This is a genomic window from Parapedobacter brassicae (genome assembly GCF_051400755.1).
Classification (GTDB): domain Bacteria; phylum Bacteroidota; class Bacteroidia; order Sphingobacteriales; family Sphingobacteriaceae; genus Parapedobacter.
In genome coordinates, this window is sequence record NZ_JBLFFL010000007.1 from 72,527 (window position 1) to 98,041 (window position 25,515).

17 protein-coding genes and 1 tRNA gene are annotated in these 25,515 nt (G+C 52.1%); 8 read left to right on the plus strand and 10 right to left on the minus strand.

What is annotated here, in order from left to right:
• Positions 1 to 96: 96 nt before the first annotated feature.
• On the minus strand, positions 97 to 2,103 hold the full coding sequence (locus ACMGDE_RS16900; protein WP_436834001.1) for a M13 family metallopeptidase: 2,007 nt from the start codon (positions 2,101 to 2,103) through the stop codon (positions 97 to 99).
• Between the two features lie 295 nt (positions 2,104 to 2,398).
• On the opposite strand from ACMGDE_RS16900, the gene ACMGDE_RS16905 reads away from it, so the two are divergent.
• Positions 2,399 to 3,661 (plus strand): MFS transporter, encoded by a 1,263-nt coding sequence (locus tag ACMGDE_RS16905; protein ID WP_436834110.1) that lies wholly within the window; start codon positions 2,399 to 2,401, stop codon positions 3,659 to 3,661.
• Positions 3,662 to 3,676: 15 nt separating this feature from the next.
• On the opposite strand, the gene ACMGDE_RS16910 is transcribed toward ACMGDE_RS16905, so the two are convergent.
• The 4 genes from ACMGDE_RS16910 to nfi all read right to left on the minus strand — a co-directional run bounded on the left by ACMGDE_RS16910 (position 3,677) and on the right by nfi (position 6,835).
• The gene (locus ACMGDE_RS16910; protein ID WP_436834002.1) at positions 3,677 to 4,258 is read right to left on the minus strand and encodes an LOG family protein; all 582 of its coding nucleotides are present in this window, start codon (positions 4,256 to 4,258) and stop codon (positions 3,677 to 3,679) included.
• A gap of 96 nt (positions 4,259 to 4,354) precedes the next feature.
• Entirely contained in the window at positions 4,355 to 4,897 is a 543-nt protein-coding gene (locus ACMGDE_RS16915; protein ID WP_436834003.1) for an NUDIX domain-containing protein, read from the minus strand.
• Between the two features lie 11 nt (positions 4,898 to 4,908).
• Positions 4,909 to 5,778, minus strand: a complete 870-nt coding sequence (locus ACMGDE_RS16920) for an aldose 1-epimerase family protein (protein WP_436834004.1) — start codon at positions 5,776 to 5,778, stop codon at positions 4,909 to 4,911.
• Positions 5,779 to 6,103: 325 nt separating this feature from the next.
• The gene (gene nfi / locus ACMGDE_RS16925) at positions 6,104 to 6,835 is read right to left on the minus strand and encodes a deoxyribonuclease V (protein WP_436834005.1); all 732 of its coding nucleotides are present in this window, start codon (positions 6,833 to 6,835) and stop codon (positions 6,104 to 6,106) included.
• 57 nt (positions 6,836 to 6,892) lie between these two features.
• On the opposite strand from nfi, the gene ACMGDE_RS16930 reads away from it, so the two are divergent.
• Both ACMGDE_RS16930 and ACMGDE_RS16935 read left to right on the plus strand, forming a co-directional pair.
• On the plus strand, positions 6,893 to 9,460 hold the full coding sequence (locus tag ACMGDE_RS16930; RefSeq protein WP_436834006.1) for a cation-translocating P-type ATPase: 2,568 nt from the start codon (positions 6,893 to 6,895) through the stop codon (positions 9,458 to 9,460).
• 48 nt (positions 9,461 to 9,508) lie between these two features.
• Positions 9,509 to 10,288, plus strand: coding sequence for a copper resistance protein NlpE N-terminal domain-containing protein (locus ACMGDE_RS16935; RefSeq protein ID WP_436834007.1), 780 nt, complete (start codon positions 9,509 to 9,511; stop codon positions 10,286 to 10,288).
• 70 nt (positions 10,289 to 10,358) lie between these two features.
• Here ACMGDE_RS16935 and tig read toward each other — a convergent pair whose 3' ends face one another.
• From tig to ACMGDE_RS16955, 4 genes are all read right to left on the minus strand, one after another.
• Positions 10,359 to 11,708: a trigger factor gene (gene tig, locus ACMGDE_RS16940; RefSeq protein ID WP_436834008.1), complete on the minus strand. Its 1,350-nt coding sequence runs from the start codon at positions 11,706 to 11,708 to the stop codon at positions 10,359 to 10,361.
• Positions 11,709 to 11,773: 65 nt separating this feature from the next.
• Positions 11,774 to 11,855, minus strand: a tRNA-Leu gene (locus tag ACMGDE_RS16945).
• 81 nt (positions 11,856 to 11,936) lie between these two features.
• Complete coding sequence (locus ACMGDE_RS16950) at positions 11,937 to 12,896, minus strand: MlaD family protein (RefSeq protein ID WP_436834009.1); 960 nt, start codon at positions 12,894 to 12,896, stop codon at positions 11,937 to 11,939.
• Positions 12,897 to 12,980: 84 nt separating this feature from the next.
• Positions 12,981 to 13,829 (minus strand): N-acetylmuramoyl-L-alanine amidase family protein, encoded by an 849-nt coding sequence (locus ACMGDE_RS16955; RefSeq protein WP_436834010.1) that lies wholly within the window; start codon positions 13,827 to 13,829, stop codon positions 12,981 to 12,983.
• A gap of 128 nt (positions 13,830 to 13,957) precedes the next feature.
• Between ACMGDE_RS16955 and ACMGDE_RS16960 the strand changes: the two genes are divergently transcribed.
• The 3 genes from ACMGDE_RS16960 (at position 13,958) to ACMGDE_RS16970 (ending at position 19,400) form a co-directional block, all read left to right on the plus strand.
• Positions 13,958 to 16,633, plus strand: a complete 2,676-nt coding sequence (locus tag ACMGDE_RS16960; protein ID WP_436834011.1) for a putative LPS assembly protein LptD — start codon at positions 13,958 to 13,960, stop codon at positions 16,631 to 16,633.
• Positions 16,611 to 17,885 (plus strand): competence/damage-inducible protein A, encoded by a 1,275-nt coding sequence (locus ACMGDE_RS16965; protein WP_436834012.1) that lies wholly within the window; start codon positions 16,611 to 16,613, stop codon positions 17,883 to 17,885. The genes ACMGDE_RS16960 and ACMGDE_RS16965 overlap by 23 nt, the downstream gene beginning before the upstream one ends.
• 138 nt (positions 17,886 to 18,023) lie before the next feature.
• A complete protein-coding gene (locus ACMGDE_RS16970; protein WP_436834013.1) occupies positions 18,024 to 19,400 on the plus strand; it encodes a dihydrolipoamide acetyltransferase family protein in 1,377 nt (458 codons plus the stop codon).
• Here ACMGDE_RS16970 and ACMGDE_RS16975 read toward each other — a convergent pair.
• Positions 19,364 to 20,758 (minus strand): MATE family efflux transporter, encoded by a 1,395-nt coding sequence (locus ACMGDE_RS16975; protein ID WP_436834014.1) that lies wholly within the window; start codon positions 20,756 to 20,758, stop codon positions 19,364 to 19,366. The two genes, ACMGDE_RS16970 and ACMGDE_RS16975, sit on opposite strands and share 37 nt — an antisense overlap.
• A gap of 141 nt (positions 20,759 to 20,899) precedes the next feature.
• Here ACMGDE_RS16975 and ACMGDE_RS16980 point away from each other — a divergent pair, with 141 nt between their 5' ends.
• Both ACMGDE_RS16980 and ACMGDE_RS16985 read left to right on the plus strand, forming a co-directional pair.
• Entirely contained in the window at positions 20,900 to 21,868 is a 969-nt protein-coding gene (locus tag ACMGDE_RS16980; protein ID WP_436834015.1) for a FecR family protein, read from the plus strand.
• A 148-nt stretch (positions 21,869 to 22,016) separates the two neighbouring features.
• Positions 22,017 to 25,514, plus strand: a complete 3,498-nt coding sequence (locus ACMGDE_RS16985) for a SusC/RagA family TonB-linked outer membrane protein (RefSeq protein ID WP_436834016.1) — start codon at positions 22,017 to 22,019, stop codon at positions 25,512 to 25,514.
• The last annotated feature ends 1 nt before the right edge of the window (position 25,515 follow it).

The window sequence follows — 25,515 nt, forward strand, 5'->3', positions numbered from 1 at the left end:
ATTTCAAAATGACGCACGAAGGTAAGATGAATTTTCGTCATCTCATCCGGAAGATTTCTATTGGGACCGACACCGATGAATGTCATGCCCACTCGGTTACCAGATCACGATGCGTTTTTCTTTTGGCAGGTAGAGCTTATCCCCTTCTTGGATACCGAATGCCTCATAAAAGCCATCCACATTGACCAGCGGCCCTACCGCACGGTACTGTGCCGGTGAGTGCGGATCGGTCTTCACTTGGTTTACTACAAACTGCTCGGTGGTTTTTGCACGCCAGATGGTCGCCCACGAAAGGAAGAAACGCTGCTGCTGGGTAAATCCGTCAATCTTGCCGGGATCGCCTTTATCCTTCAGATACAGCTGGAGGGCTTCGTACGCTACTGATACTCCCCCCAGGTCACCGATATTTTCACCCAGGGTAAACCGTCCGTTCACAAACACGCCCGGTACGGGCTCATACGCCTCAAACTGTGCGGCGAGCGCCGATGTAGCTACCTCGAATTTTGATTTGTCTTCGTCTGTCCACCAGTTGTTCAGGTTGCCATTGCCGTCATACTGCGATCCGCTATCGTCAAACCCGTGCGACAATTCATGGCCGATGACCGCACCGATACCGCCAAAGTTGACCCCTGCATCCGCTTGGTAGTCATAAAATGGTGGCTGCAAGATTGCCGCCGGAAAGACAATCTCATTATTCAACGGGCTGTAATACGCATTGACGGTCTGTGGTGTCATCCCCCACTCGGTCTTATCCACCGGCTTGTCCTGCTTGGCTAAGTTTTCAGTAAATCGCCACCTGCGGGCATTCAGCACGTTTTCAAACAGGGATGATCCGACTTCCAGTTTGGAGTAATCCTTCCATTTATCGGGATAACCGATCTTCACGGTGAATTTCCGGAGCTTATCCAACGCCTTTTCTTTTGTGGCCGGAGACATCCATGCCAACTGTCCGATGCGGTGCTCGAAGGACTTCCGCAGGTAGGACACCAATTCTTCGGCCGCGGTCTTGGCCTCTGCGGGGAAATGGGCTTCCACATACAGCTTGCCAAGCAATTCGCCAGCCATACCATTCACAAATTGCAATCCCCGCTTATCCAACGACCGTTGTTCTTTTTGCCCATTCAGTGTCTTCCCCCAGAAATCGAAGCTGACCTGGTCCAGCTCACTCGTCAGGCTCGTGGCGGCATCATCCGCGATCTTAAACCGCAGGAAATCCTTGATGAGCTCCAGGTTTTCAGGTTTCAGCACCTGATCCAGGTCCTGATAGTATTTCAGTTCGCCGATGATAACCGTATCGGCCTTGAATCCCAAGTCAGCGAGGTATTGCGCAAGGTCAATATGCTTCACCAAGTTTTTCAAATCGGCTACCGCCATCGGATTATAACGAAGTGACGCGTTGCGCACCTGCTCCACGGTAAGCATATGGCTGGCCAGCTCTTTCTCGAAAGCGACGATTTTGGGACCTTTTAAGTCGCGGGTCAGTTGCCCTGTTTTGGGCATTAGGATGTTGATATAATCCTGGTAATTCGCCAGTGTTTTGGCATTAGCCTCATCTTCTTTTTGATAGTATGCCCTCCCCAAGCCTAGACTTGCTGCGCCGAGGTACACGGCGTTCACGCTGCTGTTTTTCATGTGAGCCGATACATTCGCTCCGAAAAACGGATTGCCTCCTATCGGGGCCATCTCCACGAGGTATTGGTACAGGTCATCAAAATCTTTTATGGCATCCACTTTCTGAAGAAACGGCTTGATCGGCTCAATGCCTACTTGATCCCGCGCATCGAAATCGGTGTAGCTCCGGTACAAATCGGCAATCTTCTGTCCGTCGGACCCTTTCGGATAGCTTTGCTCCAGGGATTCCTTCAGAATTTTCAATGTGGCCTCATTGGTGTTTTCGGCCAGCTCGTTGAAACTTCCCCAACGGGATTGATCTGAGGGGATCTCCACGGTCTTCATCCAATTGCCATTTACGTAGTTGTAGAAATCATCTTGGGCCCGCACCGATGTATCCATAAACTCTAGGTTGATCGCGTGGCGCTCTTGCGCGATGGTCGCTGTGGCGGCGATTGCCAGCACAGCCAATGTTAAATACTGCTTATTCATGTATTACGCTCCATTATCAAAATCATGGCAAACTTAGAAAAGATTAACTAATATTAATCTACTGCATTAGCAATGTCACAAAAAAGATTTACATTTGTCCCGTAACAAACGCGTCAAACCAATGAGACTCATCGATTCCTGCATCGCCTTTGTCTATCGGGACAGGGCCTAAGATCAGGCGGCACATCGTCTGGCTTTATTCAACTTTCAGGTAGTCACCTGAAACATTTCATTCATTCTTTACGTCTTTAAATTAACCATTTTCCTTTTTAGAAGGAATAACTATAGTTTATTTATCATGCAGCACTCGTGGAAGCGAACATTTGCCATCATTTGGAGTGGCCAATTTATATCACTATTAAGCAGCTCGGCCGTCAATTTTGCGATCATCATCTGGCTGAGCCTGGAGACCGGCTCAGCCGAGGTATTGGCGTATGCCGCTATTGCCGCCCTGCTCCCGCAAACGCTCATCGGACCGTTTGCTGGTGTGTTTATCGATCGTTGGGACCGCAAACGCACCATGATAGCCGCTGATGGATTCATCGCGCTGTGTACCCTGGTCATGTCTGCGCTCTTTTACCTGGGTTATTCCGAGCTGATTTTTATTTACCTCCTGCTGGCCCTGCGCTCATTGGGTTCGGCCTTCCACATGCCGGCCATGCAGGCATCGGTGCCGTTGCTCGCCCCCGAGTCCGAATTGCTTCGTATTGGCGGCTTCAACCAAATGATCCAATCGATCTCTCAAATTGCCGGTCCGGCACTGGGGGCGCTGGCCATCGGCTTGATGGACATCGGATACGTCCTGCTGCTGGATATCGCTGGAGCCATTTTCGCCATCACGTCGCTCCTGCTGGTGCACATCCCCAACCCCGAAAAAAAGCATGCGCATGGTCCCGGCGTAAAACAGGTGTTGCGCGACCTCCGCCTGGGTATCGACGCCGTGACCTCCAGCAAGGGGATTTCCTGGCTCTTTTTGTTCTCGGTATTAGCCATGTTTTGCATTATGCCGGTAGCGGTGCTGTTCCCGCTGCTCACCTTGCAGCATTTCCAGGGCGGGAAGTTCGAAATGAGCCTTATCGAAGTCGTCTGGGGCATCGGCATGCTGGTTGGCGGTGGACTACTGGGCATTTTCAAGCCTACGATGAATAAGGTCGGCATCATCAACGGCACGTATGTGGTATTGGGTTTCAGTCTTGCGGTATCGGGCTTGCTGCCGGCAAACGGATTTATCTTTTTTGTCGCAGCGACCGTTTTAGGCGGTCTTTCGGCTGCCATCAATAATGCCAGCTTTACCACGGTGTTACAGGAAAAGATAGATCCAGCCATGCTCGGCAGGGTATTCTCCATGTATTTCAGCATTGCGCTGCTGCCTTCCATGATCGGATTGCTGAGTACCGGTTTCATTGCCGACAACATTGGCGTCACCCTTACGTTCGTCATGCTGGGCAGCGCGCTGGGTATTGTCGGCATTGCCTCGTTTTTTGTACCCTTAATGATGAAACTGGGCGCGAAGCAAGACAATACCATGATGGAAGAACAGGAAGCGACAGCTACCTAGTGCGCACAGCGATTTTCAGGTAGTTTCCTTGGTGATCCACTTGCCCACGACTGGTGGTTGGTAATTCCGCATCTTGTTGAGTAGATCATCAATATTTTCGCTGTGTAACAGCATCTTTTGGTTGATCTTCTTAAGAAAACCTTTATCTACCATGCGCTGTGCGAGTGTAATTAAATCATCGTAGAACCCATCGGTATTGAGCAGTCCCATCGGCTTCGTATGCAAGCCCAGCTGCCCCCAGGTGAGCATCTCGAAAAACTCTTCCATCGTACCGAAACCGCCTGCCAAGGCGATCACGCCATCGCACAGTTGGTTCATCTTCGTCTTCCGTTCATGCATGGTATCCACCAATATGAGTTCGCTCAGCCCATCATGCGCGATTTCCTTGGTCTGCAAGAAATACGGCAATACGCCTACGACCCTTCCACCATTCTGGAGTGCGCCATCGGCCAGTGCGCCCATGAGTCCGATTTTGGTGCCGCCATACACCACGCCGATACCCGATTCTGCCAGGGTCTTGCCGAGCAGGTGGGCCTGTTCTTCATAAATGCTGTCGGTTCCCATACTCGAACCGCAGAAGACAACGATGTTTTTCATTCGCGATGTGTTAATGCAATTATAAAATTACGACACCTTCTCGTAAACCTCAATGGGTTAACAAAAAGATAATTTAATCTGAATATCCCATCCACGCTACACGCCCATCATCCGCGCGGCCATGAGTATGGCACACACCGAGATCGAATCGGTGATTTCCGAACGCATCACCAGATCGACGGCCTCATGTAATGGGATACGCCTGACCCGCAGCTCTTCCGTTTCCTCCGGCTCAGCAACGCCCTGCTGCAAGCCCTGTGCAAGAAAGATAAACCCTTCTTCGTCCGTCACCGAATTGGAGGTATGGATACGGCCGATGCGCTGCCAGGTTTCAGCTGTCAGTCCCGTCTCTTCTTTCAATTCCCGTTTAGCGGTCTCCAAGGGGTCTTCCTGCAACGGACCGCCGCCTTCGGGAATTTCCCACGAGTATTCATCCAACGCATAGCGGTACTGGCCCACCAGGTAGACAAAACCTTCGTCATCCACCGGAATAATGCCGATTGCTTTGTTTTTGAATTTCACAACACCATAAATGCCGGGGGTGCCGGCAGGCGTAATGACATCACGGTGTTCTACCCGTATCCAAGGGTTTTCGTAAACAGGATCATTGTGGATGGTCTCCCAATTGTTGGTATCCATGTTGGCGCTATTTAATTGATTGCCACTTCCCAACTGCGCACCCATCCCTTACCGGCTTCCAGCCGTTGGATACCTTCCTTTTCATGCAGCTGCTGATGGTGACCGACCGAATCGGCAATGCCACACCAGGGCTCCAGGCAAACAAAATCAGCATCTTTGGCTGCCCAAATGCCGAAATAAGGGAATCCTTCGCAGGTAAACTGAATAGCTCGCGCGTTGATCCGGTTCCGCAAGGTAATGGTATTGCTGCGCAAGGTCTTCAACACCAATGCATCCCTATAAAACAGTTCATGCCGCAAGGACAAACGATGGTCCTGCAACGGAATCGTTTCCACGTGCCGCGAAATCAGGTTGCCATCAAGCTTATGGCACACCAACGCCTCGTCATCCGGAAACACCAAAAAATAATCGTCATAGCCAAGGCCGGCTTCGGTCGGCGTCGCGAATGCGGGATGTCCGCCGATGGAGAACAGCAAGGCATCGCTATCCGACGGATTATACACTTCATATGAGCAAATAAGGGAGCGGTTGACCACCCGGTAGCGCAACGACAGGTGAAACGCAAACGGATAAACCGAGCGGGTGTCATCAGTATCCGATAGCGTAAAGACCGCTTCGCGATCCGATACGCGTACACCCTCAAATGTCATATCGCGGGCAAACCCATGACGAGGCAGGCGGTATGTTTTGTCCCGGTAATAATAGGTATCGTCTTTCAATGCCCCCACGATGGGAAACAGCACCGGACTGGTTTTGCCCCAATACTGCGGATTGGCATCCCACAGGTATTCGTGATTGTCCGCCATCGACTTCAGGCTTTTTAGTTCAGCGCCGTGATCGGCGATAGTGGCTTGAAGCCATTCGTTTGCTATTGTGATCATATGGGTGCGATATGCCTAGCAAACATACAAAATCTCCCTCTTCGTGACACTACCGTTTTCTAATTGTTTACACACTGATTGGCATATTACATCAATATGAATACGAATTGTATTCTACTTTAGTTTTACATTTTATCGTATTTTCATCGTATCATCATCGTATTTGTATCGTATTTGATACGATAAAAATACGATACAAATACATTAAATAATCGATTATTAGTAAAGTTAATATAAAAATTAATTAAACATTATTTAAAATTCAATTAAGAGTCTGTCACCGGCCATTAGGACAACAAATTGAAAACGATGTAGATAGCAACGGTCAGTAATCCACGGGGAGCACATGATGGATGCCAGCTGGTAGTTCCCCGCGCCGAAAACGATTGACCAATTCATGGGCCAGCCTGGTCGGTTCCGGTATCCGGTATTTGCCCACGCATTGCTGCATGATGTGCAGACAGTTTTGCATCCCCACCAAATGGCCCGGTGAGATGTAGACCGGAGCTGTTTTGCTTTTGCTTCGGAAAGCGTACCCGATCTGCTCAGCGTTGGCCATGATCGGGGTATGGTCGCCCACCAATATACCGGGCTCTTCGTACTTGCCCGTCAGCAGTTTTTTGGCGCAGCCGATACTGGGTTGTCCGGTTTCGACGCCGAAATGCGCCGCAATGCCCAGCCTTCGCGGATGGGCGATGCCGTGTCCATCGACCACCAGCACATCGGGCTTCATCGTGAGCTGCTCCCATGCGGTGGTTAACGCAGGCACCTCACGGAAGGCAAGGTACCCCGGAACATAGGGAAAATGGGTCTCGCCCTTGACGAGCGACCACCCTACCGGTCGCAGTTCGGGGAAAGAAAGGACAATAATGCCCGCATAGATGGTCGCGCTATACAAATTCAAGGAAATATCAGCGCCTCCGATAAGACGGATGGGCAACTCCCGCTCGGCAATGTCCAGGTGCTGGCGCAATTCATGCTGCAAAACGGTCGCTTCGGGTATGCTTAACGTATCGTAATCTTTCAACATGTAAATATCCTCCCTGATATCAAACATATTTTTCCCGATATAGTTGTACACAAAAGGCTTTCGCTGAATGGATAATCACATGCTATGGCTACAGCTTGGTATCAACAAACCACAGAACAAGTATTGGAAAACCTAGGCTCCTCGCCAAAAGGCCTTGAAAAAGACAGCATTGCAGCGTTGCACGACCGGTATGGTTTGAATCAGCTCGAAGCCGGAAAGCAGAAATCCAAGCTTGCCATCTTCATTGCACAGTTCAAAGATGTCATGATCGCCATTCTCGGCGCGGCGGTGCTGATCTCTTTTTTAGTCGGAGAGCATACGGACGCTTACGTCATACTGGGCATCATCTTCGGCAATGCACTGATCGGCTATTTTCAAGAAAACCGGGCGGAACAAGCGATCCGGAAACTCCAGCAAATGGCGGCGCAGCACACGGTAGTCATGCGGAGCGGCACCTCCATGAAAATCGAAGCCGCCCAGCTGGTTCCCGGTGATGTGGTGTTGCTCGAAGCGGGTGATATCGTACCGGCAGATGGCCGTCTATTGGACATCAGCGCCCTTAAAACGGAGGAGGCGGTGCTGACTGGCGAAAGCCATTCCATCGAAAAACAGACCGCTCCCATCGACGGCTCGGATCTGCTGCCTGGCGATCAGCTCAACATGGCGTTCAAAGGCACGGTGGTGAGCAATGGCTCGGCCAAAATGATCGTGACCGATACCGGCATGAAGACCGAGATGGGCAAAATCGCGTCGATGCTGGAGCGTGATGTACAGCGGACGCCCTTGCAGCGCAGGCTCCAGCGATTCAGCAAGCAATTGGTCTTCATCGTGCTGGCCATCTGTGCGGTGATATTTGCCTACGGCCTCTACCGCGGTGAGCCGATGCTGAACCTCTTTCTCACCGCCCTGTCCCTGGCGGTTGCCGCCCTGCCGGAAGCGCTTCCGGCCGTGATCACCATCGCGCTAGCCAATGGCGCTGCCCGGATGGTCAAGCAACAGGCGCTCATCAGGCGCCTTCCCGCGGTGGAGACACTGGGATCCGTGACCTACATCTGCAGCGATAAGACCGGCACCCTGACCGAAAATAAAATGACCTTGGAGGAACTGTGGCAGCCGGATGATCATGACGAATCCTTGCTGATGCACGCCCTGCTGCTGAACAACGAGGTCCGGTACGACGAAGACGGCAAGCCCATGGGCGACTCCACCGAGACGGCCTTGGTCGCTCATGCTCTGCAAAAGGGCCTGACGGTAGCCGAAGCGGAAAAAGAATATCCGCCGATAGACAAGATCCCATTCGACTCGGAGCGGATGCGCATGAGCACGCTGCACCGGCATCAGGATGGCTACATCCTATTGGTCAAGGGCGCGCCGGCTAAGATCGCCGAAGTGCTGTCCGCCCGCCATCAGGATAAAAAACAGGAATGGCTGGACATTAACCGCAAATGGGCGAGCGAGGGCCTGCGGGTGCTCTTTTTGGCGTATAAGCACCTGGATAACAAGCCGGACAAACTGGACGAAACGCTGGAGCGGGAGCTAGATTTCCTGGGCATCGTAGGGATGATCGATCCGCCCCGTGAGGCGGTGATAGACGCCATCCGGCAGTGCAAAACGGCCGGTATCAAGCCCGTGATGATCACTGGTGATCAGCCGCTGACCGCCCTGGCCATCGCCAAGCGGCTTCACCTGACCGAAGCGACCGACGGAAGTGCCCTGACCGGTGCTGACCTCCAGAAACTGGAACCCGACGAATTGCGCAAAAAGGTGAAGGAAATCACAGTCTATGCGCGTGTATCGCCGGAACAGAAGCTGAACATCGTGCAAGCATTGCAGCAGAATGGCGAGTTTGTGGCGATGACGGGCGACGGGGTGAATGATGCCCCCTCATTGAAGCAGGCTGACATCGGGGTGGCCATGGGCATCACAGGTTCGGATGTGGCCAAGGAAACGGCTCACATGATCTTGCTGGACGATAACTTCGCGACCATTGTCAAAGCCATCCGGGAGGGGCGCCGCATCTATGACAACATCCGTAAATTCATGCTCTATGTGCTGTCGTGTAACCTGGGTGAACTATTGGTGATCTTCTTTGCTCCTATCTTCGGGTTGGCTATTCCGCTGCTGCCCATCCATATCCTGTGGATCAACCTGGTAACCGATGGTCTCCCGGGACTGGCACTGGCTGGGGAGCCGGCGGAAAAAAACACGATGGAACGCCCTCCCCGTCCGCCTGAGGAAAGCCTTTTTGCAGGTGGACTCATCCCACGGATCGCGTTGACGGGAACCCTGATGGCGTTGGGCGCATTTGTATTGCAATATATTGCGATGCGCAGGGGTTATGGGATACCGCTTCAACAAACCATGGTGTTCTCCCTGCTGAGTTTCGTCCAGCTGGGGAATGCGTTGGTCGTCAGAAGCCTGGACACATCGGCGATCCGCATCCCGCTCTTTCGAAATCCGCTATTAATCGCCACCGTTATCACCTCGATCGGACTACAGTTATTGCTGGTCTATACTCCTTTTTTGCAACCGGTGTTTAAAACGGAAGCGCTACCGACCGAAGCCATAGAGTTGACAGCGGCCATATCCGTGGCCTGCGTGGTGTGTATTGAGGTGACGAAACTGGTAGTCGCTAAAATATCAGGAAAGTAACATTTTTGGTACGCTTTATGCTCCTTTATCTGTTAAAAAATAATCGCCATGAAAACCTCTTCAAGTGTAAAAGGAACGGTTAGCGGCCTGCTGGCCATCATGTTTCTCGCCAGCGCATGCCAAACCAAAAAAACAACGTCGGACCGAGCGATAGATGCCGCACACAATAGCCGCAACTCGGTCGATTGGTCCGGCACCTACCAAGGTACATTGCCTTGCGCCGATTGTCCGGGTATCCGCTACAACCTCACGTTGAACGAAGACAGTTCTTACCAATTGCAGACGCAATACCTGGATAAAGGCGATTCGGTGTTTACCGATTCGGGCACATTCACGTGGAATGATGCTGGAAGCCAGATTACGCTGCCCGAACGCGACGAGAAATTCCAGGTTGGTGAAGGCAGGCTACTTCACCTGGACATGGAAGGCAAACGGATCACCGGAGAACTTGCCGAGCAGTATGTCCTAAACAAGGTCACGGAAACCATCACCGGACGGTACTGGAAACTCATTGAAGTGGGCGGAAAAGCAGTGGAAGCCGGGTCTACACAAAAAGAACCCTTTATCCGGCTGAACAGTGCGGAGAACCGGCTGGAAGCCACCGGCGGATGCAATGGATTGGGCGGCACCTATGAATTGCAGGAGCCTAACCGCGTCAAATTTTCCCAGCTGATCGGTACGATGATGGCCTGCGAGAACATGGAGGTGGAGAACGGATTGAAACGGGCATTGGAATCTGCTGATAGTTATCACGTACAAGGAGACACCTTGCAATTGTTCCGCGCGCGGATGGCGCCCTTGGCCAAATTCATTGCTGTAGCCAAATAAGATACGGTATAAAAAAAGAGACTCCTATTCAGAAGCCTCTTTTTTTATGTTCATAACCGACTGCCGTCGATTACTTCAATTCCAAAAACTTGTCGTATTCGATATCTTTCTTTTCCAATTTGACCAGTCCCTTGAGGTAATCAAACACTTTCTGGGCTTTCACTTCATCAAATAGACGGTTAGCTTGTTCTTTGTCACCAAGCAATTGTACCGCGTATTGTGCCAACTGCTGATCGTTAGGCTCTTGTCCCCCGCCATACATTTTGATCTGCGCTGCGATCCGCTCCTTGGCCAAAGCCAACACTTCTTCGTATTTGACTTCCAGACTGTTTTGGGTGATGATACGATTTTCGATCAGCGTCCATTTCAGGTTTTTCAGGAAGTCAGCAAAACCTTCCTCCAACTCGTCATCCTTGATCTCGGGATTGGTGGTTTTCAACCACCGTTTCAAAAAGGCCTCGGGAAAGTCCACCTTTACCGCTTCCAGTCCTTTCAGGTACAGGTCATTTTGCAATTTTTGGGTGGCGTTCTGCACCAACATGCTTTCGACCTCTTCCCGCACTTTGTCGCGGAACGCTTCCTCGGAGGTGACAACACCTTCGCCGAACAGCTTTGTATAAAAATCCTCGGTCAATTCCGCTTCTTCGAGACGGTTCACATTTTTGACGGTCAGCTTAAACGTTGCGTTCTCCAATGCTTCCACCCCGTCTTCCTGGATGCCCAGGATACGGGCGATGTCCGCGGGTGTGCTGAACGCCTTCTTGACATCGATGGTTGCCTCATCATCTTTTTTCAGTCCGATAAGGGTCTTCTTGATCTTTTTATCGTCGACCAGATCGATACGTACAGAGGCTGTATTCGCAATGCCGCCTTCGACCTCCTGTCCATCCGCATCCACTTGTTTCAGCTCGGCATACAGCACGTCCCCGTCCTCGGACACCTCCGGATTGGTCATCTTGCCGTAGCTGCGGCGCAGGTTTTTGATGCGCGATTCCAATGTTTCTTCGTCAGCCTTGATGACATACTCGGTGAACTTGGATTTTTCGTCGAACGGAACCTCGAACTGCGGTGCCAGCCCAATTTCATATTGGAACGAAAATGTATCCTGAAAATCCCAGTTGTAGTCGTTTTGGTCATCTTCCTTGGGCAAGGGCTGCCCGAGGATCTCCAATTTATTGTCGCTGATATATTGATTGATTTGATCACTGACTAACCGATTCACCTCATCGAATAACACGGCCTTGCCGTAGGTACGCCTGATATGGGAAATCGGCACCATACCCGGACGGAATCCTGGCAGTTTGGCTTTTTTGGCCTGTTCCTTAATCGCTTTGTCTACTTGGGGATTGTAGTCCTCCGGGGTGAGGGCCACCGTAATGACGGCATTGATTTCGTCGATATTCTCGTGTGAAATGTTCATACTCAATTTTAAGCGTTTATCGCGTTCATATAAAAAATCCTCCCGAAGTTTCGGGAGGACTCAAGTGCGGAAGAAGGGACTCGAACCCCCACGCCTTGCGGCGCCAGATCCTAAGTCTGGTGCGGCTACCAATTACGCCACTTCCGCATAGGATTTCTTATTTTGGACTGCAAAGGTAAAGTTTATTCCTTAAAACAGCAAACTTTTTTGCTCCAAAAAAACAGCCTTTTACGGGTTTTTCGTCTCATCGGTTTTGCGGCCGAATACCGAGAAATGAACATACCGCCAAGGCCGAGCCTTCATGTCTGCGATCAGCTCTTCGAGGTTCTGGGAGGCCTGATTCAGGTTTTGGTACAATTGCTCATCCTTCAACAACAAACCGATGGAGCCTTGCCCCTGATTGATGCGATCGGTGATTGATTGGAAATCGCCCATCGCTTTATTGGCACTGGTGATGGTCTGCGCGAAATTGGCTTTGGCAACCTGGTCGGTGATGCTGTCCAGGTTGACCAGGACTTGTCCGATGCGCTCATTATTGTCCTTCAGATTGGACGTGATCGATTCGACGTTAGACACGATATGGCTGATGCGATTGCGCTCGGAGACCACCAGCCCATCCAGTTGCTGGGTGATGCCCTCCAGGTTTTGAAGGGAATTGGCAATGCTGTTGATGCTCCGGTTAAAATCGCGTTGAAAATCTTTATTGATGGTGTTGTTGATGGAACTCAACACCGAATCCAATACGGCGGCAATATCCTGGGCTTTCTTCTGAATAGGCTCCACTTGTTCCATGATGTTTTTTTGCAGGCCAGCCTCCAGTTCATCCCCATCCTTGGCATAAGTGGGGCTGTCGCCCAGCTCGAAAATAATGGCTTTGCCCCCCAGCAGGTCCGTGCTGGCGAGGCGCGCAACGGTGTTGGCGGGGATGGTATAGTTGCCCTTTATTTTGAATTCAGTTCGGATACGGCCATCGCGCTGCAGCTTCATATCCGACACCCGGCCGATCTGGTACCCGTTTACCAGTATCGGTTTGGATTCGGTAAGCCCATCTACCCGATCGTATATCGCATAGAACGTTTTATCGCTGCTGAACACATCGTTTCCTTTCAGAAAACTGTATCCCAATATCAAAATAGCGATAGCGCCTATGGCTAATACGCCAACCTTGGTTTCGTTTGATATTTTCAAGATTTCCTACTTTAGTTGTCTATCTTCAAAGATACTCATTTTAAACAACCCAGGCGCTGATATTGTTTATCAATAGGTATGCGGTCAGCGTTCCACCTGCCGTTTGTATGCTTTGATAGCATCCACCAGGTTTTTCACGATTTCCGCTTGCCCGCTTTCCGACTTCATGTAGGTTTCTTCATCGGGGTTGCTGATGAAGCCGATTTCGGTCAGCACCGCTGGCATACCTGCACGGGCCAGTACCGCCAGGCTCAATTCCTGTACCCCGCGGTCTTCCCTGCCCGATTTGACATACTGTTCCTGGATAAACGACGCAAACCGGATGCTTTGGTCGCGGAATTGATTTTTCATCAACGACAACATGATCGAGCTGGCCGGGTCATTGGGATCAAAGCCCTGATAATTCTCTTCGTAGTTTTCTTCCAGCAGAATATCCTTATTTTCACGTTCGGCCTTTTCGCGCAGGCTGGCATCCTGCTCGTCCAATCTACCGAAAAGCGATACAAAGGTCTCGGTACCCCGGATGCTTTTGTTCTGAGTAGTATAGTATTTACCCTTGCTGTTGCGTACCCGCCTGAGGGGCGTCGCGTTGCAGTGGATGGAGATGAACAGGTCGGCTTTCTTTGCATTGGCAAACTCAATGCGCTTATACAGCTCCACATTGACGTCGGTAGTCCGGGTGAAATATACCTTCGTGCCGGGGATCTGGGTCTCGATAGCTTTACCCAGTTTCAGAGCCACTTGCAGGGCAATGTTTTTTTCGAGGGATGATGCTCCTTGGGCGCCGGGGATTTCTCCGCCGTGCCCCGCGTCCAGCACGATGGTCCTGACGGTATAAATCGTATCTTGATCGGCATTCGCGAAAGAGATCGTTTGTATAACAACTGCTAAAAGAACGGAATATAAAATATGGGTAGTGAAACGTTTGATCATATCGATGTTATGAGTTGCTGTTTTCTCCAAAAAAAGATTGTAGCGTGAATAGTTTTGAAAACGTCAACAATTTAACTAATTTAATTAATTTTGTGCACCATTGCGATTTATTGCAAAAATAATATTCATTGTCAAATTTGAAGGCTATTGCTGTTTTTTTTTCGTGTATTTCCCTATCCTTAACGGTATTTCTGAGCGTATCGGTATACGGTCAGGAAAAATCCAGGCCGGATAGTACCCGACTCGATTCGTTAAAACAGGTAACTTCACCGGTTGACACCACCAAGAATCCCTTTGCCGATTCGCTCACGCTGAACCTCCCCGGCAATCCGCAAGACAGTGTCCAGCAGGACTCCTCCGACGGCCTGAAAGCCATTGTCAGCTGGGTGGCGCGGGATTCGCAGTACACCGACCTGAAAACCAACACCCTCTACCTCTACGGGGATGCCAAGGTAAAATACGAAAATTTTGAACTTTCGGCCGACTATATCCGGGTAAATCAAACGACCAATGAAGTATTTGCCAGCGGACGAAATGACCACAATAACAAGTATATCGGTCGCCCGGTAGTCATTTTCCCGAATGAAACCCCGAAAACAGTCGATTCACTGCGTTATAACTTTGAAACGGAAAAGGGCGATAGTTATGGCATTTTCACGGAGGTGGAAGGCGGGTTCATCCAGGCGAGCAGGGTGCGCAAGAACCAATACAACGAGATGTCCCTGTACCACGGCATGTACAGCACCTGTAACCTGCCGCAGCCGCACACCCACTTCGGCATCCAGATCAGCCGGGGTATCGTCACCGAAAATCAGATCATTTCCGGACCCGCCTACCTGGTGATGGAAGGTGTGCCCCTGAAGTTCATCACGATTCCGTTTGGCTTTTTTCCAAAGCCGAACAAACGCTCCTCGGGTTTCCTGTTCCCCTCCTTTGGCGAGGAACTGAACAGGGGATTTTTTATGCGCGACATTGGCTGGTACCTGGCGTTCAACGATTATTGGGACAGTGAGATTCGCGGCACGCTATATTCCAAGGGGTCTTATGAAGCTTCTATCCTATCCCGGTACCGTGTAAACTACAAATTTGACGGCGGCTTCAACATCCGATTCGCGGATACCAAAAGTGGCGTGGAGGGCACCGACCAGTACCGCTCCATCAAGGATTTTAATGTCACGTGGAACCACAGCCAACGGCAAGAGGCCAACCCCGGGACGACGTTCAGCGCGAATGTCAATTTCGGAACCAGTTCCTATTACCAAAACACGGCAGCGGGGGCTACCTATGACTATGAGCAACTCACCCGCAACAACATGTCTTCCAGCATCAGCTATGGAAAAATGTTTGCCGATGGGAAGGTCAACTTCACATCGAGCCTGAGCCACCGGCAGGACATGTCTAAGGGCGAGGTGTTTCTGGAACTTCCTACGTTTTCACTCAATGTATCGTCATTCAACCCGTTCGATTCCAAAGACCGTGTTGGCGAGCAGAAATGGTACCAGCGCATCACCATGGGCTACTCCCTGCAAGGTCGCAATTCGGTGACCAGCCAGGAAGCAGGCCTCTTCAGCAGGGAAACCCTGAATCAATTCCAAAACGGCTTCCAGCATCAGATCCCGGTCAACCTTTCGCTGAATATCCTGAAATTCTTTCAGTTTAACAGCAGCGTGTCTTACACAGAGCGCTGGTACCTACAAAGCTACCGGCGCGGACTGGAGAACACGATCAATGGATTTGAAGAGGTACGGGACACCCTCCGGGGATTTAACCGAGCGTACGATTACTCCATGTCTACGGGCCTGTCTACCAAAATCTATGGCATGTACCCCAAAATAGGCAAAATACAGGCCATGCGACACGTCATTACACCTTCGGTCAATTTGAACTACCGTCCCGATTTTTCCGATCCGATGTACGGGTTTTACCGCTCATACATGGATGCCCAGGGCCGGGAGACCACGTATTCGATTTTCGAAGGCGGGATGTTCGGCTCGCCGGGGGGTGGTCGTTCGATGGGCATCGGCTTCTCCATCGACAACAATTTGGAAGCCAAGATCCTGAGCAAAAAGGACACCACGGATGGGGGCGTCAAGAAGATCCCCATCCTACGGGGGCTCACCTTCAGCGGCAACTATAATTTCGTGGCGGACTCGTTCAAGCTATCCAATATCAATTTTTCGGGTCGGACCGCACTGTTCAACGAAAAAATCAACATCAATTTCAACGGCACGTTCGATCCCTATCATTTTGATCAGGCACAGGGCAGGCGGGTCAACCGCTATGCGATCAGAGACGGACAACTGGCCCGCCTTACCAACTTCGGGCTATCGTTTGACTACAGCTTCAACCCGGAGGCGAATGAGAGCCGGCAAGAGGGACTCGACTCGCTGAACAATCAACAGCCCAATATGACGCCCGAACAGCAGCAAGCGCTGGCGCGCATCAGTTCCGACCCCAACGCGTTCGTCGATTTCAAGATCCCCTGGAACCTCGCCGGTTCGTTCAGTTTTCAATATTCCAATCCGGGAAACCGCACCAACATCACGGCCACGCTAAACATCCACGGCGATTTCAGCCTCACGCCCAAGTGGAAGGTCCAGTTCAATTCGGGCTATGATTTCAGGCAGCAGGAGATTTCGCTTACCCGGTTCAGCATCTACCGCGATCTGCATTGCTGGGACATGTCGTTCGGTTGGGTGCCTTTCGGGCGGTTCCAGAGTTACAATGTCACGATCAAGGCCAAGGCCTCCATTTTACAGGATCTAAAATTGACCAAACGAAATGACTCGTTTGGTGCTTATTAACGGTATGCAGGCGGAAATCATCACCATCGGCGACGAAATCCTCATTGGGCAGATCGTGGATACCAATTCGGCGTGGATGGCGCGCCAGCTGAACGCCATCGGTATCCGTGTCAAACAGGTCAGTTCGGTTGCCGATGATCCGGCCGATATCAGCACCGCGCTGGCCCTGGCGTCTGGCCGGGCCGACCTGGTATTGATCACCGGAGGGCTGGGACCCACCAAAGACGATGTGACCAAGCAAACGCTTTCGGCATATTTCGATTGCGGTATTCGCCGCGATGAGCAGGTACTGGCGCATGTGGAGTCCATTTTCAACCGCAGCAACCGGCCCATGCTGGAGATCAACCGCAGGCAAGCAGATGTACTGGACGGATGCGATGTGCTATTTAACGAAATGGGCACTGCACCGGGCATGTGGATGATGCACCACGGCAAGCCCTACATCATCATGCCGGGCGTACCGTTTGAGATGAAGCACATCATGCAGGAACGGGTACTACCCCGCCTCGTGCAGCTGGAGGACAGAGTACCCCTGTGGCACCAGACCTTATTGACCGGAGGCATCGGCGAATCCTTCCTTGCCGAAAAGATCGCAGACATCGAAGCAGCCCTACCGCCGCACATCCGCCTCGCATACCTGCCCAAACCGGGCATCGTGCGGCTACGGCTTACAGCTACGGGAGAAAACCTGGAGACCCTGCAATCGGAAACCCAGGCCGTGGCGCGCCGGTTGAAGGAACGGATCGGCGAACATTTTCTCGCCGGTGCGGATACCTCACTGGAAATGTTGATCCGGGACGAGATGCAGCAACGGAACCTGCGGTTAGCCACCGCCGAAAGCTGCACCGGTGGCAACATTGCCCGCCTGATCACGGCGCTGCCAGGAAGCAGCACCATGTTTGAAGGCGGAGCGGTCACCTATTCCAATGCCATGAAAGTGGCATTGCTCGGCGTCAGGCAGGAAACGCTTGATCAACACGGCGCGGTAAGCGAAGAAACCGTGCGCGAAATGGCGTTGAACGCCCGGTCAATATTCGGTGTAGACTATGCACTTGCCGTCAGCGGCATCGCCGGACCGGAAGGCGGGACACCCGAAAAACCGGTGGGCTTGGTATGGATCGCGGCAGCCTCCAGCCGTACTGTCGTGGCCCGCCGACACCTGTTTGGTCAGGATCGGGCCATCAACATCGAACGGTCATCCATGGCGGCACTCCTCATGCTGTGGCAGCTGATGCATGCCGAGCAATCGTGATATTCGATATTTTATTTGGTTTATACACATGTTTTCAATATAAAGTATTGTTGTTTTATTTTTAGTCAATTATTTATGTAACTTGGGCCAAATTCAATGCGCCTGCTTAGGCTGACAAGAAATACAAAGAAATTTGTTATGGCGACATACAACTTACAACTGCCCCGCATGGGGGAAAGTGTATCGGAAGCGACGGTAATAAAATGGCTGAAACAGCCCGGTGACCCCATTGAGGAAGATGAGCCCATATTGGAGGTTGCAACGGACAAAGTAGACTCGGATGTGCCTTCTCCAGTGTCTGGTATACTCAAAGAGCAGCTTTTTGATGAAAATTCCATCGTGCAAGTAGGCGACGTCATCGCCCTAATTGAGGTAGCGGGTGAAGATGCTGAGGTTGTCTCCGAACCTGATGGGCAAGTAGTGGAAACCGCAGTGGAAACGGAGGTTGCCACGGAGCCGGATACCACGGACATTCCCGGTATCGAGCAATTGGAAGATCCTGAGCAGGAACAACCGACGAAAAATCCGGATGCGCGCTTCTACTCCCCATTGGTCAAAAGCATTGCCGCGGAAGAAGGCATTGCCAATGAAGAACTGGATGCCATTCCCGGTACGGGCAGCGACGGGCGGGTGACCAAACAAGACATACTAGATTACCTGGCGTGGAAAAAAGATCCCAACGGAGCGAACACGTATGGAGACATTACGCGGTCTACAGAAATCGTTTTTTCCGAACCGCCGCCCCTAGCCCAACCAGCAAACACCCAGCCTGCTGCGGAACCGACCCCCATAGCCGTAGCATCACCCGGCGATGAAATCATCGAAATGGACCGCATGCGCCGACTGATTGCAGACCACATGGTCAAAAGCGTACAAACCGCCCCGCATGTCTGTTCGTTCGTGGAAGCGGACGTCACCAACCTAGTCAATTGGCGGAACAAGGTAAAGACGGCATATGAAAAACGAGAAGGCGAAAAAATAACCCTCACACCCATATTTATCGAAGCGGTCAGCAAGGCATTACGGGATTTTCCCATGGTCAACATCTCCGTAAACGGGACGCAGATCATCAAAAAGCGCAGCATCAATATCGGCATGGCGACCGCCCTGCCTTCGGGCAACCTGATCGTACCGGTCATCAAGCGTGCCGATCAACTGAGTCTCGTGGGATTGAGCAAGGCCGTAAACGACCTGGCCAACCGTGCCCGTGCCAATAAGCTAAAACCCGACGATACGCAGGATGGCACGTTTACGTTGACCAACATCGGCGCGTTCGGCAACATCATGGGTACCCCCATCATCAACCAACCCCAGGTAGCGATACTGGCCGTCGGCGCGATCACCAAAAAACCGGCGGTCATCGAGACGGAATACGGCGACATGATCGGAATCCGGCACATGATGTACCTGTCTCTGTCTTACGACCACCGCGTGGTAGATGGCGCCTTAGGCGGGCAGTTTGTCAAGCGTGTAGCGGACTACCTGGAAAATTGGGACGTCAACCGGGAAGTGTAAATCCGATAGCGCACATACAGCAGCAACGAGGAGGTGAGCAGTCCGAGTGTAAGCCCGTACCAGATCCCTTGCACCCCGAAACCGAGCGGGATACCCAGCAGGTATGCACTGGGCAATCCGATCACCCAATAGGCCACAAAGGTAATGACCGTCGGTACGTTTACATCGCCCATGCCCCGCAGGATGCCCAAGCCCACGACCTGTGTGCCATCAAACAGCTGAAATAATCCCGCGATCACCAGCAATTGAGCAGCAATGCCGATCACGAGCGTATCTTTGGTAAACATCCAAGGGAGGTACTGGTTGAATACCATGAATACGAAGGCCGTGAATCCCATGAATCCCAGCACAATCAGGTAACTGGAGGCCGCAAACCGCCTCAGCCGGACGACATTCCGTTTTCCATAGCTGTTGCCTGTCTTGATCGTGGCCGCGGCGGCTATGCCGCTCGCCATCATGTACGTGGTGGCGGCAAGGGTAATGGCTACCTGGTGCGCCGCCTGCTCATTAGCTCCTATCGTACCGGCCATCACCGCCGCCGCCGCGAATGCGCCCACTTCAAACACATACTGCATCGCCACCGGCGCCCCTATTTTCAGGATGGAAAGGCACCGGGTTATATTCACGCGCAAGACATCAAATCCGAGCAGATATCGCTTGAAATGCCTGGAGCGGAACACATAAAACCCCATGACCAACGCCATCAGGCAGCGGTCGATCAAGGTCGCATACCCTACCCCACGCACGCCCATCGGCGCAATGCCGAACATTCCTTTCACGAAAACAATCGCCAGCACAATGTTCAGCACATTCCCCCATATCGTGATGCTCATCGCCTGCCTGGTAAATCCCAGTCCCTCGGCAAACTGCTTGAAGGCATTGAAGACCATCAGGGGCATAATGGATAAGCCCAGGATAAACAGATAAGGCTTTGCTTCGCGCACTACCGCCGGATCCTGGTCGAGGTGATCGATGACGGCCATCGACCCGAAATACACCAAGCAGAACAGCGCCATACCAGCCAGACTATTGATCCACAAACTGTTGGATAACAAAGCGCCACATTCGCGATCGTTTTTGCGCCCATGTTCCTGAGCGATCAGTGGGGTGACACCATAGGCGATACCCAAGCCGACGACCATGACGATCATGAAAACGCTATGTACCAATGAGACGGCCGCAAGGGGAATGGTCCCCGCAAAATGTCCGACGACAATGCTGTCTGCCGTTTGCACCAGCATATGGCCCAATTGGGAGATCACCACCGGGCCAGCCAAGGCCAGGGTACTAAAATAATATGGTTTGTATGCGTTGAACCGGTTGCGCACCTTGCCTCCATTTAATACAGGAAGCCGCAAAGGTACGAGAATTTACGGTCTACCACCTATCAAAATGCCAACAGCAAGCACGTTGATTCCAGTCCGTCAGCAATAAAAAAATGAAAATTTATATGGAGGATTTTTCCGATTCGGTTGACTTAATAAGCGACAAATAGGAATATGAATCGCGAAACGTTAGTAAGATTGATCGACAAGTATAGCAACGGGACATGCACTCCAGAGGAGACGAAAGCGCTCATGGAGTGGTACGAGGCAACTGACGAAGCGTTCCGGTATACCGACACCTTGGATAGTGAACAAAAGGAAGCCTTGGAAAACGAGCTGCTGACGGCCATCAAACGAGCGTCCGGACTTATTCCTTCAACGCCTAGGCGGGTATCCGGCTTGACCAGACCCGCCTGGTATTTTGTCGCTGCTTCCATCGCCTTAGTGGCCATAGCAGTTCCCCTATCCCGCTGGTGGTTTTCCAAGCCGCTATCGGTCCATACGGCATTCGGAGAGATCAAATCCGTCGTGCTGCCCGACGACTCGGAAGTCATGCTCAATGGAAACTCAACCCTAACCTATCAAGGGGACCACGATCGGGAAGTGTGGCTGGAAGGCGAAGCTTTCTTCAGCGTACGTCCCAAGCCGGATAAGCAACGGTTTATCGTTCACCTGGCAGACTCCCTTTCCATTGAAGTGGTGGGAACGGAATTCAATGTACTCAAACGACCATCCGGCACCCAGATCGCTCTTCAAAGCGGGAAGATCAGGCTTCATTATGACGGTGCAAACGCAACTGCGAAACAGATTGAAATGGCTCCCAATGATGTTATCTGCATCGGCAAATACACCGATGGCGGCTTTGAGAAATCAGCCGCCGAAAACTTAGACAGCTACCTCGCATGGCAGCAAAACAAACTATCCCTTGATCACACGACGTTAGCAGAAGTGCTTGAACTGTTGGATGAAACCTATAACATCAAAACTTCTGTGTTGCAAGATAGCGTCCTCAGCAGGAAAGCTTCCGGTTCTGTACCCGTTGTTGCAGACAGCAAGCAGTTTGTGAACCACATAGTCACGCTATATGGATTGGTCATTGCCGATACCAAAAATGAACGGCACTTTGTTCTTACGGCCCAATAGCATTCCGCAACGGGGCTGCAATTCGTAAGCAAGCAACACATCAGGTATTCACCTCATCAATGAGGCGCAGGAATGGTTTATGCGTCAATGGCACGGCCATCTCCAAAATGAACTTGACAACTCATTCACTAACAAACCAACAGGAACGATGCACAGATTTTTTACAACGACATGCGGACTGCTGTTACTCCTGCTTGCAGCCGTACCGCTACAGGCGCAACTGATGGCGAACAACGCAAAATTCGAATCACTTGACGGGCGTCCACGCAAACCAGCAGCGACGGTTGAAATGCAAGAAGCACTGAAATCGCTCGAGGCCAGCCACAGCATCTCCGTGGCCTACCGGAGCGGCTTGCTGAATGGATACAACGTGCCGGCACAGGCGGTGGGCAAATGGGCGGGTAAACATGCTGAAGAAGTGATGGCCGCCTTGCTGGCACCGACGGGCCTCAAGTATAAGCACAACGGAAACAATTTTTACATCATCTACCAAGACGAGGTGCAGCAGAAAACGGTCACAGGCAAGGTGACCGATCAAAATAACGCCCCCATTGCAGGGGTAAGCGTATCGGCCAAAGGCAGCGAAATAAGCGTTGGCACGGACAATGAGGGGCAATATCGGATTACGGTGCCCGCTTCGTCGGACACATTGGTTTTCCATTTCGTCGGTTACGTCGATGCCATACAAGCCGTTGGCGCCAGGAACGTGATCGATGTGCAGCTTGCCGCTGACGAACTTGAACTCAGCGAGGTGGTGGTCACCGCCGCGGGCATCGAACGGAAATCCAATACCCTGGGTTATTCGGTTTCGACCATTACCGCCGATAACCTGGCCCAGAAAAACGAACCCGATCCGGTCCGTGCACTCACGGGCAAGGTAGCGGGCGTAAACATCCAAAGCGGCGGGGGTGTCGCTGGCGGTTCCACCAATATTACCATCCGTGGCAATTCCTCCTTGGGTAATAATAATCAGCCCCTGTATGTAGTGGATGGGATCCCGTTCGATAACTCAAGCTTCGGACCTGCAGGCGACCGCAATACGCAAGGCAACCAATCGACCGCCAATCGGGCATTCGACCTCGACCCGAACAACATCCAGAGCATGACCGTACTGAAAGGGGCCGCAGCTGCGGCCTTGTATGGCTCACGTGCGGCCAACGGGGCCATCATCATCACCACGAAGGCATCGGCCAAGCGCAGCCGCAAAGGGACGGAAATCACACTGAACACCTCCTACTCCATGGAAGAGATCGCCGGACTGCCCGACTACCAGCAACTGTATGGTCAGGGTACCAACTTCGACTACCGGGATGGGGTATACGGTTCATCTGGGTCGGCCTATAACACCAGGGCCACCATCCCCCATCCCCTGGCGAACATGTACTCGGCCGATGATTTTCCGGAGTTTTTTGAGGCCGATGGGGTAACCCCTGCACAGGTCCCCTACCGGTCGTACGCCGGGACCGCCCAAGACGATTTTTTCCGGACGGGCGGCGTACTCGAAACTGCACTCAGCATCAACAGCGGCAGCGAAAAGGGCAACTTCACGGTAGGCGTGAGCCGCACCGACAATGACGGTATCGTACCGGGTAATAGCATCACCCGTACCTCCCTCAATGTGGGCGGAAACGTGCGCATGGACAATAAGTTCTACGCCAGCGGCACCATCAACTATGTGATGACCGACCAGACCTCGCCTCCCATCGGCGGTGAAGGTGACATCATGAGCAACCTCTATTACCTGCCCACCAGCTATGACCTTACGGGATTGCCCTACGAGACCCCCGAGGGCGACAATGTGTACGCACGCGCCGGGCTGGACAACCCCTATTGGTCCATCGAACACAGTCCGTCGACCAGCAACGTCGACCGCTACTATGGCAACTTCGTGCTGGGTTTCGATCCGCTTGAATGGCTCAACATCCAAAATTCCATGGGTTTCAACGGATATACGGATAGGCGATTGAGCGTCCTTGGTCGGGGTTCTTCGGTATACGCCAATGGCTCGATGACCGCTGACAACATTTACCGCCAGGAATTGGACAACACCTTATTGGTAACGGTCACCAAGGAGTTTGCGACCGATTATTCCGTGCGTGCAATCTTTGGCAATAACGTCAACCAACGGATGACCCAGCGGTCGGTATTCAATGGCGACAACATCATCACCCGCGGCATCAACGACATCAGCAATACCTCTACCATCACGCTCGGCAGTTTGCCCAATAACCGGGCGCGGATTAAGCAACGCTACTACGCGTTCTTCGGCGACATTACGGTGGATTACAAAGATTACTTATCACTCAACCTGGTGGGGCGTAATGACGTATCCTCTACCCTGCCCAAAGAAAATCGGAGTTACTTCTACGGAGGAGCCAACGGCTCTTTCAATTTCACCAACGCCTTCGACATCGCCAACAACTGGTTTTCATCGGGCACCGTGCGGTTAGGGTATACCCGCGTTGGCAATGAGGCGTCGCCCTACCTCACGATGAACGTGTATAACACCAACCAATCAGCGGGCACCGGCACCGGCGCACTAGAGGCCCCTTTTTCAAACGGCTTGGTATCGAACGTGAGTACGCTTACGCTATCCAACGACCTGACCAACGCCGGACTGAAACCTGAATTCATCACCGAGTTTGAAGCAGGTACCGAATTGCAATTTTTCGATAGGCGGCTGTCGCTCGACGTGACCTATTACCACAAGAAGAGTACGTCGCAGATCTTCACGGTAGACTCCCCGCCCTCCACGGGCTATGTGCGCCGCATCATCAATCTTGGACAAACCTCCAATAAAGGAGTGGAAGTCATGCTGTCGGCCACGCCCTTCCGGGCCGCCTCTGGATTCAACTGGGACATCAATGCAAACTTTACGCATAATGAAAATATGGTGGATGACCTGGGTGAATACGCGCAGCTGGTATTTGGGAGCAATGTGCACATCCCCGGGCAACCGTATGGGCAAATCTATGCCGGTCGCTACGCCCGCGATGATGAAGGCAACATCCTCGTGAATCCGCAGACCGGAAAACCCATTTCGGCCGGGACGAGCGGACCCATCGGCAATCCCAACCCGCGGTTCATGGCGGGATTGAGCAACACGCTGTCTTACAAGGGCATCACGCTGGACGTGCTGTTCGACTGGAAGGAAGGTGGGGCTATCATGGCCGATAACATCGGTGAGGCCATGGCCCGGGGTGTCACACGTGATACCGAAGACCGTGACCTGCTGTACGTTGCACCGGGGGTGCTGGGCGATGTGAACACGCTGCAGCCCCTGCTGGATGAAAATGGCAACAAGATCCCCAACAACACGGCCATCCCGGTGATCGACTACTACTTTTCCGGCGGATTCGGTCCGGGCGGAATTGCAGAAGGCGGCGTTTTCGATGCCACGGTATTCCGCTTGCGCGAAATATCCCTTGGCTATTCCATCCCTCAAAAGCTGCTTGGCAAGACCCCCTTCGGATCGGCATTTATCTCGGTGAGTGCGCGGAATCTCTGGTACTATGCGCCGAACTTTCCGAAATATATGAATTACGACCCCGAGGTGAGCACGGGCAGCGCCAACAACGCCGGTCAAGAAGACCTCGCCGTGCCGACCAGCCGCCGCTACGGGGTCAACCTGCGATTTAGTTTTTAAC